The organism is Caballeronia sp. HLA56 (assembly GCF_054655155.1).
Window position 1 is genome coordinate 782,882 of the sequence record NZ_BAAHOB010000002.1, and the last position, 14,538, is coordinate 797,419.

The following is a 14,538-nucleotide window of genomic DNA, read 5'->3' on the forward strand; positions in this document are numbered from 1 at the left end:
TGGAAGGTGTTATCGGCGAAACGCGGCGCCGGGATGACGCGCGTTCAGGAAGCTGCTTTGCCCGCCGAGCTTCTCGCGCAGGCTGCCCGGCGCATAGCGCGTCTTGTAGCGGCCGCGCGCCTGCAACTCGGGGACGATCAATTCCGCGAAGTCCTCGTAGGCTTCCGGCGTCACGGCATAGCTCAGATTGAAGCCGTCGATATCGGTTTCATCGACCCAGTCTTCGAGTGCATCCGCCACTTCGTCCGGTGCGCCGATGAACACCGGACCGCGTCCGCCGATGGCGTTATGCAACGCCAGTTCGCGCACGGTCCACACACGTTCCGGATCGAGCCGTGTGAAGCCTTCAAGCGCCGAGGACGTGCCCGCGTCGAGCTGCATGTAGCGGATCGGCTCGTCGGGGTCGTAAGTCGAGAAGTCGATGCCCGTCCAGCCGGAAAACATCGCCAGCGCAGCTTCGGGCGTCACGTAGCGGCGATAGTCCTCGTATTTGTCGCGCGCCTCGCGCGAGGTGCGGCCGGTGACGATGGTCGCCATCGTGAAGAACTGAATGTCGCGGCCGTCGCGTCCTGCCTTGACCGCTTCCGCGCGCGTGCCCGACACCACGGGCGTCAGCACCTTCTTGCTCGGCCCGCTCAGATAAATGCCTTCGGCGTGACGTCCCGCGAAGCGCTGCCCGCGCGCCGACGACCCCGCCTGGAACAGCACCGGCGTGCGCTGCGGCGAAGGCTCGGTCATGTGGATGCCCTGCACCTTGAAGTACTTGCCGTGATGATCGACGCGATGCACCTTCGACGGATCGGCGAAGATTCCGGTGTCGCGGTCGCGCACGCTCGCGCCGTCTTCCCAGCTGCTTTCCCATAGCTTGTAGACGACATCCATATACTCGTCGGCGATATCGTAGCGCTCGTCGCGCGAGGCGACGCCGTCCTTGCCGAGCACTCTCACGCTACTCTGTGCGAAGCCCGTGACGATGTTCCAGCCGATGCGTCCGCGCGTCAGGTGATCGAGCGTGGACATGCGGCGCGCGAACACATACGGCGGCTCGTGATTGGCGTTGCTCGTGACGCACAGGCCGAGATCGCGCGTGGCGTAGGCCATCGCGGAGAGCGACATGATCGGGTCCTGCTTCGGCACCTGCGCTCCGTGACGCAAGGCCGTATCGATATTGCCGCCGTGCACGTCGTTCACGCCGATGCTGTCGGCCATGAAGAGCGAATCGATCAGCCCGCGCTCCAGCGTCTTCGCCAGATCGACCCAGTAATCAAGCGTGTTGTATTCGAGCGAGCGGTCGCGCGGATGCCGCCACATGCCTGGCGAATGATGCACGGGGCTGTGCAAGGCGAATGCATTGACGCGGATTTCCTTCTTGATGCGCTGTGCGTCGTGGCTCATAGGAAAGGCTTGTCACCGTTGATCGTTACGCGAAAACCCGAGCGCACTTCCGGGTAGTAATCCCACACGGCGAGATGCTGAACCGCGCGGTTGTCCCAGAAGGCGATGGAATGCGGCTGCCAGCGAAAGCGCACCTGGAACTCGGGCGCGGCGAAGCGTGCATAGAGCAGGCGCAGAATGCCTTCGCTCTCCGCCTCGGACACGCCATCGATGTGCGTCGTGAAGTTCGAATTGACGAATACGCCACGACGTCCCGTTTCCGGATGCGTGCGTATCACCGGATGCGATGCCTTCGGAAAGCGCTTGCCCGTGTCGTCGATACCGCGCAGGCGATTGCGCTGCCGATAAGTCGGCTCGCCATCGTGCGTGGCGGTCAGTCCTTCGAGATAGGATCGAAAGCCGGGCGACAGCGATTCATACACCGCGTAGGAACTGGAAAAGAGCGTGTCGCCGCCATGCGATGGCAGCGTATGCAGATGCAGGATGCTGCCCATCGGCGGCGCCTCGTCGCAAGACACGTCCGAGTGCCAGTGGTCACCCGCGACGCGTTTGCTGCCGGCATCTGCGTGGATCGTCAGGATCTCCGGGTAGCCTTCGGGACCGGGACTATTCGGATGCACGTGCAACGTGCCGAAATGCCGGCCGAGCGCGAGATGCTGGTCCAGAGTGATCGGCTGATCGCGAAAGAAGATCACCTGATGCGCGAGCAGCGCGCGGCGCACGTCGGCCACCTGCTGCGTGGAAAGCGGCTGCGTCAGGTCGATGCCGCCAATCTGCGCGCCAATATGACGCGTGAGCGGCTCGACGGTGATGGTCTCGTATGCGGTATCAAGCATGGCTTTCGTCCTCGATGGGCGAAACGCTGTGAGCGCTTCGGAAAGATGCGGCGGGATGCGGCGCGGCAAGGTGCGCCGCGCCCTCGCCATAGAGTTTTTCGCGCAAGGTGCCTGCGCGATAGGCCGGTTTATAGACGCCGCGACGTCGCAGTTCGGGCACGACGAGATCGACGAAATCTTCGTGCGTGCCGGGCAACAGCGCGTGACTGAGATTGAAGCCGTCGATGCCGGTTTGCGCCATCCAGGTTTCGAGTGCATCGGCGACTTCGGTGGGCGAACCGATGAACACCGGTCCCTTGCCGCCAATGGCATTGAAGATCGCGAGTTCGCCTATGGTCCACACGCGCCCGGGATCGGCCACGGTGAATGCTTCTATCGCCGACTGCATGCCCTCGCTCTTCACGTAGCGCAACGGATCGTCGGGGCTGTACTTCGACAGGTCGATACCGCTCCAGCGCGAGAACAATGCAAGCGCGCCTTCCAGACTCACGTGGCGCTGAATGTCCTGCCACTTCGCCTGCGCCTCTTCGGCGGTCGGCGCGACGATCACGGTGGCAAGCGCGAAGAACAACACCGAAGCGGGATCGCGGCCGAGCGCGGCGGCCCGTGCGCGCACATCGGCGACATCGCGCGCGACCAGATGCGCGGTCGGCGAGCTCAGGAACACGCATTCGGCATGACGCGCGGCGAAGTCCTTGCCGCGACCGGACGTGCCTGCCTGATACAAAAGCGGTGTGCGTTGCGGGGAAGGCTCCGAGTAATGCGTGCCCTGCATCGAGAAGAATCTTCCTTCATGGCGAATCTCGTGAACGCGCGCCGGATCGGCGAAAACGCGGGTCTCGGTATCGCGTACCGCCGCGCCGTCTTCCCAGCTTTCTTCCCACAGGCGGTACACGATCTCCATGTATTCGTCGGCGAGATCGTAACGCTCGTCGTGCGGCCGCGCGCCGTCCTGTCCTATCGCCCGCGCGCCGCTCTGCCCGAAACTCGTCACGATGTTCCAGCCAATGCGCCCGCGCGTCAGATGATCGAGCGTGGACATGCGCCGCGCGAAGAGGAACGGGGCTTCGTAGCTCACGCTGCTCGTCACCGCGAAGCCGAGATGCTCGGTGACCTGCGCCATCGCGGAAACCAGCAAGAGCGGATCGAGGCGCGGGAACTGCAGGCCCCAGCGCACGCCCGCGGCGTTCGAGCCGCCATAGACGTCGTACTGGCTGATGCCATCGGCGAAGAAAAGCGCGTCGTAGCCACCGCGTTCCGCCGTCTTCGCGAGATCGGTCCAGAGCGAGAGCGAGTTGTAGTCGAGCGCGCGGTCACGCGGATGAGCCCATAGCCCCGGCGAAAGGTGCGTCGGCGCGAAGGCCAGAAACGCGTTGATGCGGATTTCCTTCGACATGGCGTGCGTCCTATGTCTGCTTCGATGCGATGGGAAAATGACACATCACGCGATGCGTCGCGGACAACTGAAATTCGGGCGGCGCTTCCGTGCGGCAGACGTCGCGCACGGCGGGGCAGCGCGTATGAAAGACACAGCCGGAAGGCGGCGCTAACGGCGAAGGAATCTCGCCACCAATAGGCTCGACAGCGAACGAATCCGGCTCGGACGCGGCGATCAGCGCATGCGTGTACGGATGCGCCGCGCGCTCGACGATATCCTCGCGCGTGCCTCGTTCCATGAAGCGTCCGAGATAGAGCACGCCGATATGGCTGCTCATGAACGCGACCACGGCGAGGTCGTGCGAAATCAGCAGATAGGACAGGCCGAGCGCATCCTGCAGGTCTTTAAGCAGGTTGAGCACTTGCGCCTGAATGGACACATCGAGCGCGGAAACCGGCTCGTCCAGCACGAGAATCTCCGGTTCCAGCACGAGCGCGCGCGCAATGGCCACGCGCTGACGCTGGCCGCCGCTCAACTCGCCGGGGCGCCGCCGCTTGAATTCCGCAGGCAGGCCGACTTGCGCGAGGAGTTCGTCGAGACGCTTGTCGAGTACCGCGCGAGCAAGCCCGCTGCGCTGAATACGCAGCGGTTCCAGCACGATGTCGCTGATCGTCATGTGCGGATCGAGCGAGCCGAACGGGTCTTGCAAGACGGCTTGCACGGCGCGTTGCCGCCAGCGGACGTCCTTCGCCTGCGTGTGCTTGCCGAAGACGCGTTCGCCGAAGAAGACGTTGCCCTGGCTTGCATCGTCCGCGCCGAGGATGATCTTCGCCAGCGTGGACTTGCCCGATCCCGATTCGCCGACGAGTCCGAAAGTGCCGCCAAGCGGCAGTACGAACGATGCGTCTTCCACGGCGCGCAGCATCTTCGGACGCGCGAAAAGTCCACCGCGCACCGGGAACGTTTTGGCGACGCGCGCCACTTCTATCGCTGAGACTTGCGTGTCGGAAGCGCTCATGTCGTGGCCGTCGCAAGAAGAGGATGCGCGGTGACGTCGTACTCTTGCGGATGCCAGCACGCGACTTCGCGGCCGGCATCGAGCGAGCGCGTCGCGGGATAAGTGCTCAGGCAATCGGCTTGCGCGCGCGGGCAACGCGGCGCGAAGCGGCAACCTTCTGCAATGCTGCCAGGCAAGGGCGGATGTCCGGGAATCACCGTCAGCCGATGCTGCAAGCTGAACAGTCGCGGCACCGCGCCGAGCAGCCCTTTCGTATAAGGATGGCGCGGCCGCGCGAACACTTCTTCCACCGGACCCTGCTCGATGATGCGCCCCGCATACATCACCGCGACGTCGTCGCAGTAGCGGCGCACGAGATGCAGATCGTGTGTGACGAGCACGATCGCCGTCCCGCGTTCGGCTTGCACCTCGCGCAACAGGTCGAGTATCTGCAGGCGCACGGTGATGTCGAGCGCGGTGGTCGGTTCGTCGGCGATTAGAAGGCGCGGATTACACGCGAGATTCATGGCGATTGCCACGCGCTGGCGCATGCCGCCGCTGAACTGATGCGGATAGCTCTTGAGCCGGCTCTCGGGCGCGGGAATGCGTACGCGCCGCAATAACTCGATGGCGCGCGCCTCGCGTTCGGCGCGGCTCGTCACGCCCTCCCGATAACGAAACATCTCCGTGATCTGCCGGCCGATGGTCAGAAGCGGATTGAGCGAGGTCATCGGGTCTTGCAGAATCATGCCGATATCCCGGCCACGCAGCGCGTTCAGTTCGGCGGGTGTCTTGTCGCGCAAGTCGACGCCATCGAGCAGAATGCGGCCCGACTTCAAGCGCACGCCGCGCGGCGGCAAACCAAGCACGGACAAACACGTCACGCTCTTGCCCGAACCCGATTCGCCGACGAGACCCAGCGTGCGGCCCGCGTGCACGGAAAAGCTCACGCCGTCGACGAGTCGCATGCGGCCGTTCGCGCCGGGCGCTTCGGCCACTAGATCGTCGATCGCAAGCACGGGCTCGTTGCTCATCGCCAGTCCTCCCCGGCGCGTTCGCCGCGTTGCAGACTCTCGCCGATGCGGTTGCTGCATAGAACCGTCGCAATCAGCACCAGGCCCGGCAGCGCGGAGAGCCACCACGCGGTATCGAGATAATTGCGGCCCTCGGCGATCATGCCGCCCCACGAAGGATCGGGCGGCTGCACGCCGAGTCCGACGAAGCTCAACGCCGCTTCCATGAAGATGACGAGCCCGATGTCGAGCGTCAGCAAGACGATGAACGTATTGCGCACGTTCGGCAGCAAATGACGCAGCACCACATGAAGCGGCGTGGCGCCGGCCAGTTTCGCGATCAGGATGAAATCGCGTTCGCGCAGACTCAATGCCTCGGCGCGGATGATGCGCGCGAAGCGCCCCCAGTTCGCGAGCGTCACCACGATGACGATGTTGGTCATGCTCGGCCCGCATATGCCGACGATCAGCATGGCGAGGAACACGGGTGGCAGCGCGTACTGGGCATCGACGACACGCATGAGCGCGGCATCGAAACGTCCGCCGACATATGCCGACAAGAGCCCCGCCAGCGCGCCGAAAAAGCCCGCCAGCAGCACCGCGCAGAAGGCGATGGAAAGCGAGATGCGTCCGCCATGGAGTGTGCGCGTGAAGACGTCGCGACCCATCTGATCCGTGCCGAACCAGTGATGCATGCCAGGCGCCTGAAGCGTCGCCGCGAGGTCGATGGCATTGGGATCGACGCGCGTGAGCCACGGCGCGAGCACGGAGCCCGCGACGATCAGCACCAGCACGCCGGCGTTGATCGCGACGCCGCTATCCAGCCATGTCAGGCGGCCCCATGCGTGCTCGCCGCTATTGGAGGGAAAACGCGCGCTCATTGTCGATACCGGATGCGTGGGTCGATGAGCGCATAGAGCACATCGACTGCGAGATTGATCGAGACGAACAGCAGCACGGACACGATCACGGCCGCTTGCACCACCGTGAAATCGAGCGTGCTGATGGCCTCTACCATGAGGCTGCCGAAGCCCGGCCACGAAAACACGGTCTCGATCGCCACTGCGCCGCCTATCAACACGCCGAACTGCGAAGCCGTGAACGCGACAATCGGCAGCGCCGCGTTGCGCAGCGCGTGCGTCACGATCACGACGCGCTCCGGCAAGCCCTTGATGCGTGCCATGCGGATGTAATCGGCTTCGAGCACGCTCAGCATGTTGGCGCGCGCGAGCCGCGCGATGCCCGCGGCCGAATACCACGAGAGCGCGGCGACGGGCAAGATCAGATGACGCCACGAGCCGTGGCCGCCGGTCGGAAGCCAGCCCCATTGCACGGAGAAAAGACGGACGAGCAGCAGCGCGACGAAGAACGGCGGCGCGGCCTGACCGAGTACCGCAAAAAACGACGCCGCCCGATCGAAGAGAGATCCGCGCCGCACCGCCGAGACGACGCCGAGCGTCAACCCGAGCGCGAGCGCCACCGCCAGCGACACACCCACGAGCAGCAGACTGGATGCAAGCCGGCTGAGCGCCATGGTGAAGGCCGGCGCGCCAAAGTGAAACGAGTTGCCCATGTCGCCGTGGAGGATGCCGTTCAAGAAACGCACGTACTGCACGGGCACGGGATCGGCAAGTCCGAGTTGCTCGCGAAAGAGCTGCCGGTCCGCTTCGGTGGCTTCGGGCGGCATCAGCAAGTAAGCGGGGTCGCCCACCATGCGCACCAGCACGAAGATCAGGACCGACATCAGCCAGACCGTGATCAAGGCCGAGCCCACCCGCCGCAGACCGTAGGCGATCAGCTCAGTTCCCCGCCACGGTCGGCGCGGCCCATTGCACCGAGCGGAAGTTCAGGAAGCCGCCGCCTTGCTGCGGTTGCCATTGCAACGTCTTCTTCTTCGCATACACGTAGGTGAATTCGGAGATGAAGAACGCAGCGGCGTCGTCGTGCAGTTCGCGTCCGACCTGCTGGAAGATCTCGCCGCGCTTCTTGGTATCGCTGACGCGTGAGGCATCGGCGAGCAGCGCATCGACCTTCGGGTTCGAATAGTCGGACCAGCTTCCATTCGATGCAAACGCGCCGCCCACCGGATGCACCGGGTCATACAGCGCATTGGTGAACTGACTCAGTGCGAGCGGCCCGGACGTGTGCGTATTGTTCAGCCGCTGGAAGGTCGCATAGGTGAGGCGGTTGAGCTTGACCTTCACGCCCACTTGCCCCCAGTACGCGGCGATCGCTTCGGCCACGCCTTGCGGCATGTCGCCCTGGATGTTGAGCGTGGTCTCGAAGCCCTTCGGATAGCCCGCTTCGGCAAGCAGCGCTTTCGCCTTTGTCGGGTCGTAGGCATACGGCCTGATCGAACGATCCGCGCCGTACGGATAGTAGTTGGAGATCATCGTGCCGAGCGGCTCGCCCACGCCATAGAGCACGCTCTTGATGATGGCTTGCGTATCGAGCGCATAGCTCAGCGCCTGGCGCACCTTGACGTTAGAGAACGGCGAGTTCTTGTCGGTCGTGTAGACGCGCACGTACACCGGCGACGCGACGCGGCTTTCGATCACGTCCAGCCCGCTTTCCTTCTTGAGCCGCGCATAGTCGGAGAAGGGCAGCGCGACGGAGATATCCACTTCACCGCGCAGCACCGCATTGACACGGCTCGCGGGCTCGGTGATCGCGCGAAAGATCAGCGTCTTCACGCGGGGTTTTTCGCCCCAGTAGTCGTCGAAGCGCTCCAAAACGAGTTCGCTGCCGCCGGGCGCGAGCGACTTGAACTTGTACGGCCCGAGCGACACCGGCCTCTGCGCGAAGGCATCCGGATTCGGCAGACTCGCGAGATAGTCGGCGGGCACGATATACAAATACCCCGCGATCTTGTTCGCGAAGGCGCCGTCCGGCGCCTTGAGCTTAAAGACGACGGTGAGGTCATCGGGCGTTTCCACCGAGTCGATCACCGGCGCGAAGAACGGACGACGCGTGCTCTTGCTGCGTGGATCGAGCACATGTTCCAGCGATGCCTTCACGTCGCGCGACGTGAGCGTTGCGCCGTTGTGGAACTTGACGTTGGGACGCAGCTTGTAGGTGAAGACGCGCGCATCGTCGGATACTTTCACGCTCGTGGCGAGACGCGGCACGAGATCGCCCTTCAGGTCGAAGCCATAGAGCGTGTCGTAAATCTGCCATCCGTAGCGCAGCGAATCGCCGCTGACAGCCACGAGTCCGTCGAGGTTGTAGAACTCCTTCTCGACGCCGATCACGACCGTATCGCGATCGACGGCGGGAGCCGTGCTCGCCGCCAGTGAAGGTTCGATGAACGCGCCGGACAAAGCGGCGGCGAAAACCAGTCCGCGAAGGACCGACGAAAACGTGCGCATGGATGGGAGCTAGGTAGGGAGCGTGCAGGTGAGTAAGCAATGATGACGCGCGCCCGGCCTATTGCGAAGCGAGCAAATCGAATATGCATATGAGCCCTGCGCTCGTGAGGTTTTCTGCGCCGGGCATGAACGAAAGTCATGCTCGCTTAATGCGTTTCGCGCAGTTGCTTATCTTCAAAAATTCGAAAGCGCGCACGCGTGCGGCGTTAGCATGTGATCCCCTTCATTGCGTCTTCTCGCGTATCGAATCGATGTCTTCCAACTTTCCACGCTTCGGCGTCTGGGCGCTCGTGCACGGCAGCCGCGCGGCGCTGCAGGACCCCGCAGAACCTTATGACGCATCATGGGCGCGCAACAAGGCACTCGTGCTCGAAGCCGAGCGTCTTGGATACGACTCGGTGCTCGTCGCGCAGCACACGATCAATCCGCACGATCCCTCGCTCGATCAGCTCGAAGCGTGGACGGCATCGGCTGCGCTCGCGGCGCTGACCTCGCGCATCGAGATCATCACGGCGATCAAGCCTTATCTCTATCATCCGGTGGTGCTCGCGAAGATGGCGCAGCAGATCGAGCACATCAGCGGCGGGCGCTTTGCCATCAATCTGGTGAATGCGTGGAATCGTCCGGAGCTGGAGCGCGCCGGTATCGGTTTTCCGGAGCACGACGAACGCTATGCCTATGGCCGCGAGTGGATAGCCGTGCTCGACAAGCTCTTGCGCGGCGAGGTCGTGAATCATCATGGCGACAACTTTCGTATCGACGAATACCGCTTGCGTCCCGCCGATCCTTTTCGCGCGCGGCCGCGCTTCTATGTCGGCGGCGAATCGGAACCGGCGCGCTCGCTCGTGGCCGCGCATGGCGACGTGTGGTTCATCAACGGCCAGCCGCCTGAAGATGTTGCTCGCCTGATCGCCGATGTCGGTGCGCGCGTGCGTCCCGCTGGCGCCGATGCCTTGCGTTTCGGCTTGTCGGCCTTCGTGATCGCGCGTGAGACGCAGGCGCAGGCCGAGGCGCATCTCGACCATCTCTTTGCGTTGGCGGAACTCGACAAGCCGCTGCGCGAACAGCAGAAGGCCAATACCGATCCAAACACGGTCATGCACAAGACCTTCGCGAAGACGGCGCGCGTGGGATCGAACGGCGGCACGGCGGCGGGTCTCGTCGGCGATTACGATACGGTCGCGCGGCGCGTGGCGGACTTTCACCGGGCGGGAATCGAACTCTTCATGCTGCAGTTCCAGCCGTTCGAAACCGACATGCGCGGCTTTGCGGAAGAGGTCGTGCCGCGCGTGCGTCGATTGCTTGCTGCGTAAAACGAAGGGGTAGCGCTTCTGTTTATGCGTGAGGAGCGCTGCGGCACGCATTGGCGGACGTGCGCCGCTGGGGCCGCGCAGCGCGTTCCCGCTTGGTGAGCGACAACGCCGCAGCCCGAGATCAGAAAAACGCGCCCGTCGGCGGCAGTTGTCCGTTCAGCAAGTTCTGGCCAAGCAAGCGCTCCTTGTAGAGCCGCGGATTATGCGACGCGATCACCTTGATGTTGCGCCAGTGCCGGTCGAGAGCGCCCGTGCGCGAGACGACCGAGCCTGATCCCAGATCGATCAGCCACGACGCGATTTGCGGCGCGAGATCGTCGATGACGACCTTCGCTTCGGCCGCCGCGAACGTGGCTGCGAGCGTGGTGTCGTATTCATCGCGCGTGCCGTAGCTTTCCGATGCACGCTGCAGCGCCGCGACCGCGCGGTCCGCCGTCGCCTCGACACTCGCCGCATAAGCACGGATGCGCCCGAGCAGGGTCTGCAACACCGGTTCGTCTGCCGGATGCGCGGCCTCGCCATGATAGAAGTTGCGGCCGCGCGAACGAAGCACCTCGACGGCATCCAGCGCCACGCGCCGCACGATGCCGGCAATGCAGTTGGTCAGATAAACCTGATGGAAGGTGTATCCCCAAGGCGCGGCTTCATCCGACCTTGGCGGGTCAGTCGGATAGACATGCGCGGCCGGCACCGTCACGGCGCGAAACCTGGCCGTGCCCGAACCTGTCAAGCGCTGGCCGAAGCCTTGCCAGTCGTCGGCGTCGTCCACGCCTTCGCCGCGATCGAGCACGTATTGCACGTTGCGGCCCGCGCGACTTTCCACGGCAAGGCCGATGAACGCATCGTTGTAGAGGTTGCCCGTGGCATAAACCTTGTCGCCGGAGCCGACGTAGACATCGCGGCTTGCGTCCCATTCCAAACGACTCAGGACCTGCGTCGGTCGCGCGCCAGCGGCAGTCACATCGGTCTGCGTGAAGCTCAATCCGACGGTCTTGTTCTGCCTTGCGAGGTCGAGAACGTGCGCATGAAACGGAAGGTCGCGCCGCCTGAGCGCTGCCTCGATTTGCCAGAGATGGTTACGAAACGCGTGCGCGATGTTCGAATCCGCCGCCGCGACATCTCGCGCGACGACGAGCAGTTCGCTCAAGGACAAGCCGAGGCCACCCGCATCGACGGGCAGACGCGAGCGGCCGAAGCCCGCCGCCTTGAGCCTTGCGATCTCATCGTGCGGCAGACGATGCGCAAGCTCGCGTGCAGCCGCAGTCGGTGCAATGTCCGCGATGATTTCCGCGAAACCGAGCCTTGCTGACAGCGGCGAGACCAGTTTCGGCGCGGTAGGGTCGATGTTCTTCGTATCAGACATGGGATCGCTCTCGTGCGAAGTTGCGCGACCACGCGTTCGACAGATTGCGGCCGTGATCGCAGGCCAGTGTGTATCGCATGTTCATGGCTCGCCTCGTCAGACCTTGATGCTGTAGTCGGCCACCTTGATGCGCGAATTGATGATCTTGCGTTCCGCAAGCCAGTCGGCGGCGCGTTGAAGCTGCGCCATGAAGGCAGCGTCATCGGGTTCATGGAATTGATTCACGCGCTTGAGACTCGCCAGATAATCGCGCACTTGATCGGGATATTTCGCTTCACCCTGCACGAGTTTTTCGGATTCGTTGGAATGACTCGACTGCCATGCGCCTTCGACGTAATACGCGTCGATGACCGCGCGAATCAGCTCGGAGTTTTCCTCGGTGAACTTGCGGCGCGTCACGAGCGAGCTGTAGTCGATCAGAAAATCCAGATCGCGTCCTTCGTTGAAGATGTCCTTCGCGTCGTTGGCGTTGCGCGCAATGTCCACGGCGGGCGACCACATCGACCATGCATCGACCTTGCCTTGCGCGAAGGCGGGCGCTGCGTCGGGCGGATTCAGATAGACGAATTCAACCTTGCCGCGGTCGATGTGATTCTTTTCCAGCGCTGCGATCAACAGAAACTCGCCGAGCCCGGAACGGTTGACCGCGACCTTGCGCCCGGCCAGATCCGCCACCGAATGGATCCCGCTCGTCTTCTTGACGATGATCGCGGTCGAGCGCGGCGAATAGACATCGAACGCATTGAAGACGAGTGGCGAGCCTGCGAGCATCGACGCAAGCGCGGGCGTCGTCGAGCCCCAGAAGCCGAAGTCCGCGCTGCCGCCGACCACGGCCTGTAGCGAGGGCGCGTGATTCGGAAACGGACCGATCCATTCGACCTTGATGTTCTTGGCCGCGAGCGTCTTTTCGAACACGCCACGTTGCCGCGCGATATCGGGAAGACTGCCGTAACCCCAACCTATGCGCACCGTGTCCGTGTTGCGCGTCAGCTTGCGCGGTTCGGCGGCGCGCGTGGGAATCAGGCTGCTTGCGGCGACGCCGGCCACGAGGCCGCCTGCCGCACGCAACCACTGGCGGCGGTTCAGCGAGGAATCGATCATTCTTGTTGGTACCTTTCGAGTTTTGCAGGAAACGATTGGTGGATCAGTGAGACTGGACGCCCAGTTCATCGAGCAGAATCGGCCGCAATTGCAGCGGCGCGTGATCGCCGGGCCGAAACGATGCAGCGATGCGACCCGCGCGCATCACGAGAATCCGGTCGGCGAGCGTGAGCGCTTCATCGACGTCATGCGTCACGATCAGCACGCCCGGCAGATGACGCGCGACGAGTTCCTTGACGAGCCCGTGCATCTTGATGCGCGTGAGCGCGTCGAGCGCCGCGAATGGTTCATCGAGCAACAGGAGCGCGGGGTCGCGAACCAAAGCGCGCGCGAGCGCCACGCGTTGCGCCTGACCGCCGGAAAGATTGCGAGGCCAGTCATCTTCACGGCCCGAAAGTCCGACTTCGCCCAGCGCGCGCGCGGCGCCCGTGCGTCCTACCGTGCTTTCATGGCCGAGCGCGACGTTCTCCCACAACGTCGCCCAAGGCAGCAGCCGATGCTCCTGAAACACGACGGACGGCCGCTCGGGCGCGCGAATCTCGCCGGCATCCGGCCGGTCGAGCCCGGCGAGCGCGCGCAAGAGTGTCGTCTTTCCGCAGCCGCTTTCGCCTAACAACGCGACGAATTCGCCTTTGCGTATATCGAGGTCGAGTGCATCGATGACGACGCGCTTGCCATAGCGCCGCTGCAGACCTCGCACCGATACGGCAAGGGAGGCGTGGCTCACGCGTTCGGCGGCGCGCGCGCGGATGTCGGAGTCGCGCGACAGGGCGATGCTCTCGGTCACTGGGTTGCTCCTTTGGCGTAGTTCGCGTGCCACGATAAGAAATGCGCTTCGAGCAGACGCACCAACGCGTCCGCCACCACGCCGATGACCGCGTAGATGACGATGGTCAGCACGATGACATTGGTTTGCAGGAATTCGCGGGCGTCCATGGCGAGGAAGCCGATTCCCTTGGTCGTCGCGAGCGTCTCGGCAATGACGAGCGCGAGCCACGCGTGAGCGAGCGCATAGCGCACGCCCGTGAGGATCGACGGCATGGCGCCGGGAAGAATGATCCGTCGCACGATCGCGGTCCAGTCGAGGCCGACCACCTTGGCGAGTTCCATCAGCTTGGGATCGATCTGACGGATGCCGAGCATGGTGTTGATATAGATGGGAAACAACACGGCGAGCGCGACCAGAAAGATCTTCGCGACTTCGCCGACACCGAACCACACGATCACGAGCGGCAGCATGGCGAGGAAGGGAATGGCGCGCACCATCTGAATGGAGCGATCGAGAAGCGCTTGCGCGAGCGGCGAAAACCCGACTGCGATTCCGAGCACGAGACCAACCGTCCCGCCAATAACGAAGCCTGTGACGGCGCGCAAAAGCGACACACCGAGGTGAACGAAGAGATCGCCGGAGCGCATCAGACCGAGCGCGGTTTCAAGAACGCTGCTGGGCGCCGGAAGCACTTGCGGCGTGATGAGTCCTGCGCGTGCTGCCGCTTCCCAGATCACCACGACACATGCGGGGACCAGCCACGAAAGCAGCTTGTAGAACGTGCCTTTCGACACGCCGAAGCGTTGCCGTTTCGATGCGACATAGCTGTTGCGAGTGGATGTCAGGTCCGCCATGTCGGTTCCATGAAATGCCGTGAAAGAGGTGCTTGAGCGGTGACGCACTTGGCGCCAAGCGAGCCTGTTATTAAAAGCCGCGCGGCATTGCAATGACAAACGGTTTTTTCTGCTTTGCTTTTCAGGGTCTGGGTGGGGATGTTGTGAGGTC

General features: G+C 63.6%; 13 protein-coding genes. 1 reads left to right on the plus strand and 12 read right to left on the minus strand.

What is annotated here, in order from left to right; all coding sequences use genetic code 11:
- Nucleotides 1–9 precede the first annotated feature (9 nt).
- From ACYQ47_RS09950 to ACYQ47_RS09985, 8 genes are read right to left on the minus strand one after another with little or no spacing between them, the layout of a single operon-like run.
- Nucleotides 10–1,374 carry an LLM class flavin-dependent oxidoreductase gene (locus ACYQ47_RS09950; RefSeq protein ID WP_370652258.1) on the minus strand — a complete coding sequence of 455 codons (1,365 nt, stop codon included), beginning with the start codon at nucleotides 1,372–1,374 and terminating at the stop codon, nucleotides 10–12.
- Between the two features lie 17 nt (nucleotides 1,375–1,391).
- The gene (locus ACYQ47_RS09955; protein WP_309845600.1) at nucleotides 1,392–2,231 is read right to left on the minus strand and encodes a TauD/TfdA dioxygenase family protein; all 840 of its coding nucleotides are present in this window, start codon (nucleotides 2,229–2,231) and stop codon (nucleotides 1,392–1,394) included.
- Complete coding sequence (locus ACYQ47_RS09960) at nucleotides 2,224–3,627, minus strand: LLM class flavin-dependent oxidoreductase (protein ID WP_459905281.1); 1,404 nt, start codon at nucleotides 3,625–3,627, stop codon at nucleotides 2,224–2,226. The genes ACYQ47_RS09955 and ACYQ47_RS09960 overlap by 8 nt, the downstream gene beginning before the upstream one ends.
- A 10-nt stretch (nucleotides 3,628–3,637) precedes the next feature.
- On the minus strand, nucleotides 3,638–4,627 hold the full coding sequence (locus tag ACYQ47_RS09965; protein ID WP_459905282.1) for an oligopeptide/dipeptide ABC transporter ATP-binding protein: 990 nt from the start codon (nucleotides 4,625–4,627) through the stop codon (nucleotides 3,638–3,640).
- Nucleotides 4,624–5,640: an ABC transporter ATP-binding protein gene (locus ACYQ47_RS09970; RefSeq protein ID WP_459905283.1), complete on the minus strand. Its 1,017-nt coding sequence runs from the start codon at nucleotides 5,638–5,640 to the stop codon at nucleotides 4,624–4,626. The genes ACYQ47_RS09965 and ACYQ47_RS09970 overlap by 4 nt, the downstream gene beginning before the upstream one ends.
- Nucleotides 5,637–6,500, minus strand: a complete 864-nt coding sequence (locus ACYQ47_RS09975) for an ABC transporter permease (RefSeq protein WP_250469418.1) — start codon at nucleotides 6,498–6,500, stop codon at nucleotides 5,637–5,639. Before ACYQ47_RS09975 ends, ACYQ47_RS09970 begins: the two co-directional genes overlap by 4 nt.
- Entirely contained in the window at nucleotides 6,497–7,417 is a 921-nt protein-coding gene (locus ACYQ47_RS09980; protein ID WP_459905487.1) for an ABC transporter permease, read from the minus strand. The genes ACYQ47_RS09975 and ACYQ47_RS09980 overlap by 4 nt, the downstream gene beginning before the upstream one ends.
- A 1-nt stretch (nucleotide 7,418) precedes the next feature.
- Nucleotides 7,419–8,987 carry an ABC transporter substrate-binding protein gene (locus tag ACYQ47_RS09985; RefSeq protein ID WP_459905284.1) on the minus strand — a complete coding sequence of 523 codons (1,569 nt, stop codon included), beginning with the start codon at nucleotides 8,985–8,987 and terminating at the stop codon, nucleotides 7,419–7,421.
- A 251-nt stretch (nucleotides 8,988–9,238) separates the two neighbouring features.
- On the opposite strand from ACYQ47_RS09985, the gene ACYQ47_RS09990 reads away from it, so the two are divergent.
- Nucleotides 9,239–10,300 (plus strand): LLM class flavin-dependent oxidoreductase, encoded by a 1,062-nt coding sequence (locus ACYQ47_RS09990; protein ID WP_250511079.1) that lies wholly within the window; start codon nucleotides 9,239–9,241, stop codon nucleotides 10,298–10,300.
- A 121-nt stretch (nucleotides 10,301–10,421) separates the two neighbouring features.
- Here the strand turns inward: ACYQ47_RS09990 and ACYQ47_RS09995 are convergent, their stop codons facing one another.
- The 4 genes from ACYQ47_RS09995 to ACYQ47_RS10010 all read right to left on the minus strand — a co-directional run bounded on the left by ACYQ47_RS09995 (nucleotide 10,422) and on the right by ACYQ47_RS10010 (nucleotide 14,387).
- Nucleotides 10,422–11,663, minus strand: a complete 1,242-nt coding sequence (locus tag ACYQ47_RS09995; protein ID WP_459905285.1) for an acyl-CoA dehydrogenase family protein — start codon at nucleotides 11,661–11,663, stop codon at nucleotides 10,422–10,424.
- 96 nt (nucleotides 11,664–11,759) lie between these two features.
- Nucleotides 11,760–12,764, minus strand: coding sequence for an NrtA/SsuA/CpmA family ABC transporter substrate-binding protein (locus tag ACYQ47_RS10000; RefSeq protein WP_250469423.1), 1,005 nt, complete (start codon nucleotides 12,762–12,764; stop codon nucleotides 11,760–11,762).
- 43 nt (nucleotides 12,765–12,807) lie between these two features.
- Entirely contained in the window at nucleotides 12,808–13,551 is a 744-nt protein-coding gene (locus ACYQ47_RS10005; RefSeq protein ID WP_244830683.1) for an ABC transporter ATP-binding protein, read from the minus strand.
- On the minus strand, nucleotides 13,548–14,387 hold the full coding sequence (locus ACYQ47_RS10010; RefSeq protein ID WP_459905286.1) for an ABC transporter permease subunit: 840 nt from the start codon (nucleotides 14,385–14,387) through the stop codon (nucleotides 13,548–13,550). Before ACYQ47_RS10010 ends, ACYQ47_RS10005 begins: the two co-directional genes overlap by 4 nt.
- Nucleotides 14,388–14,538 lie beyond the last annotated feature (151 nt).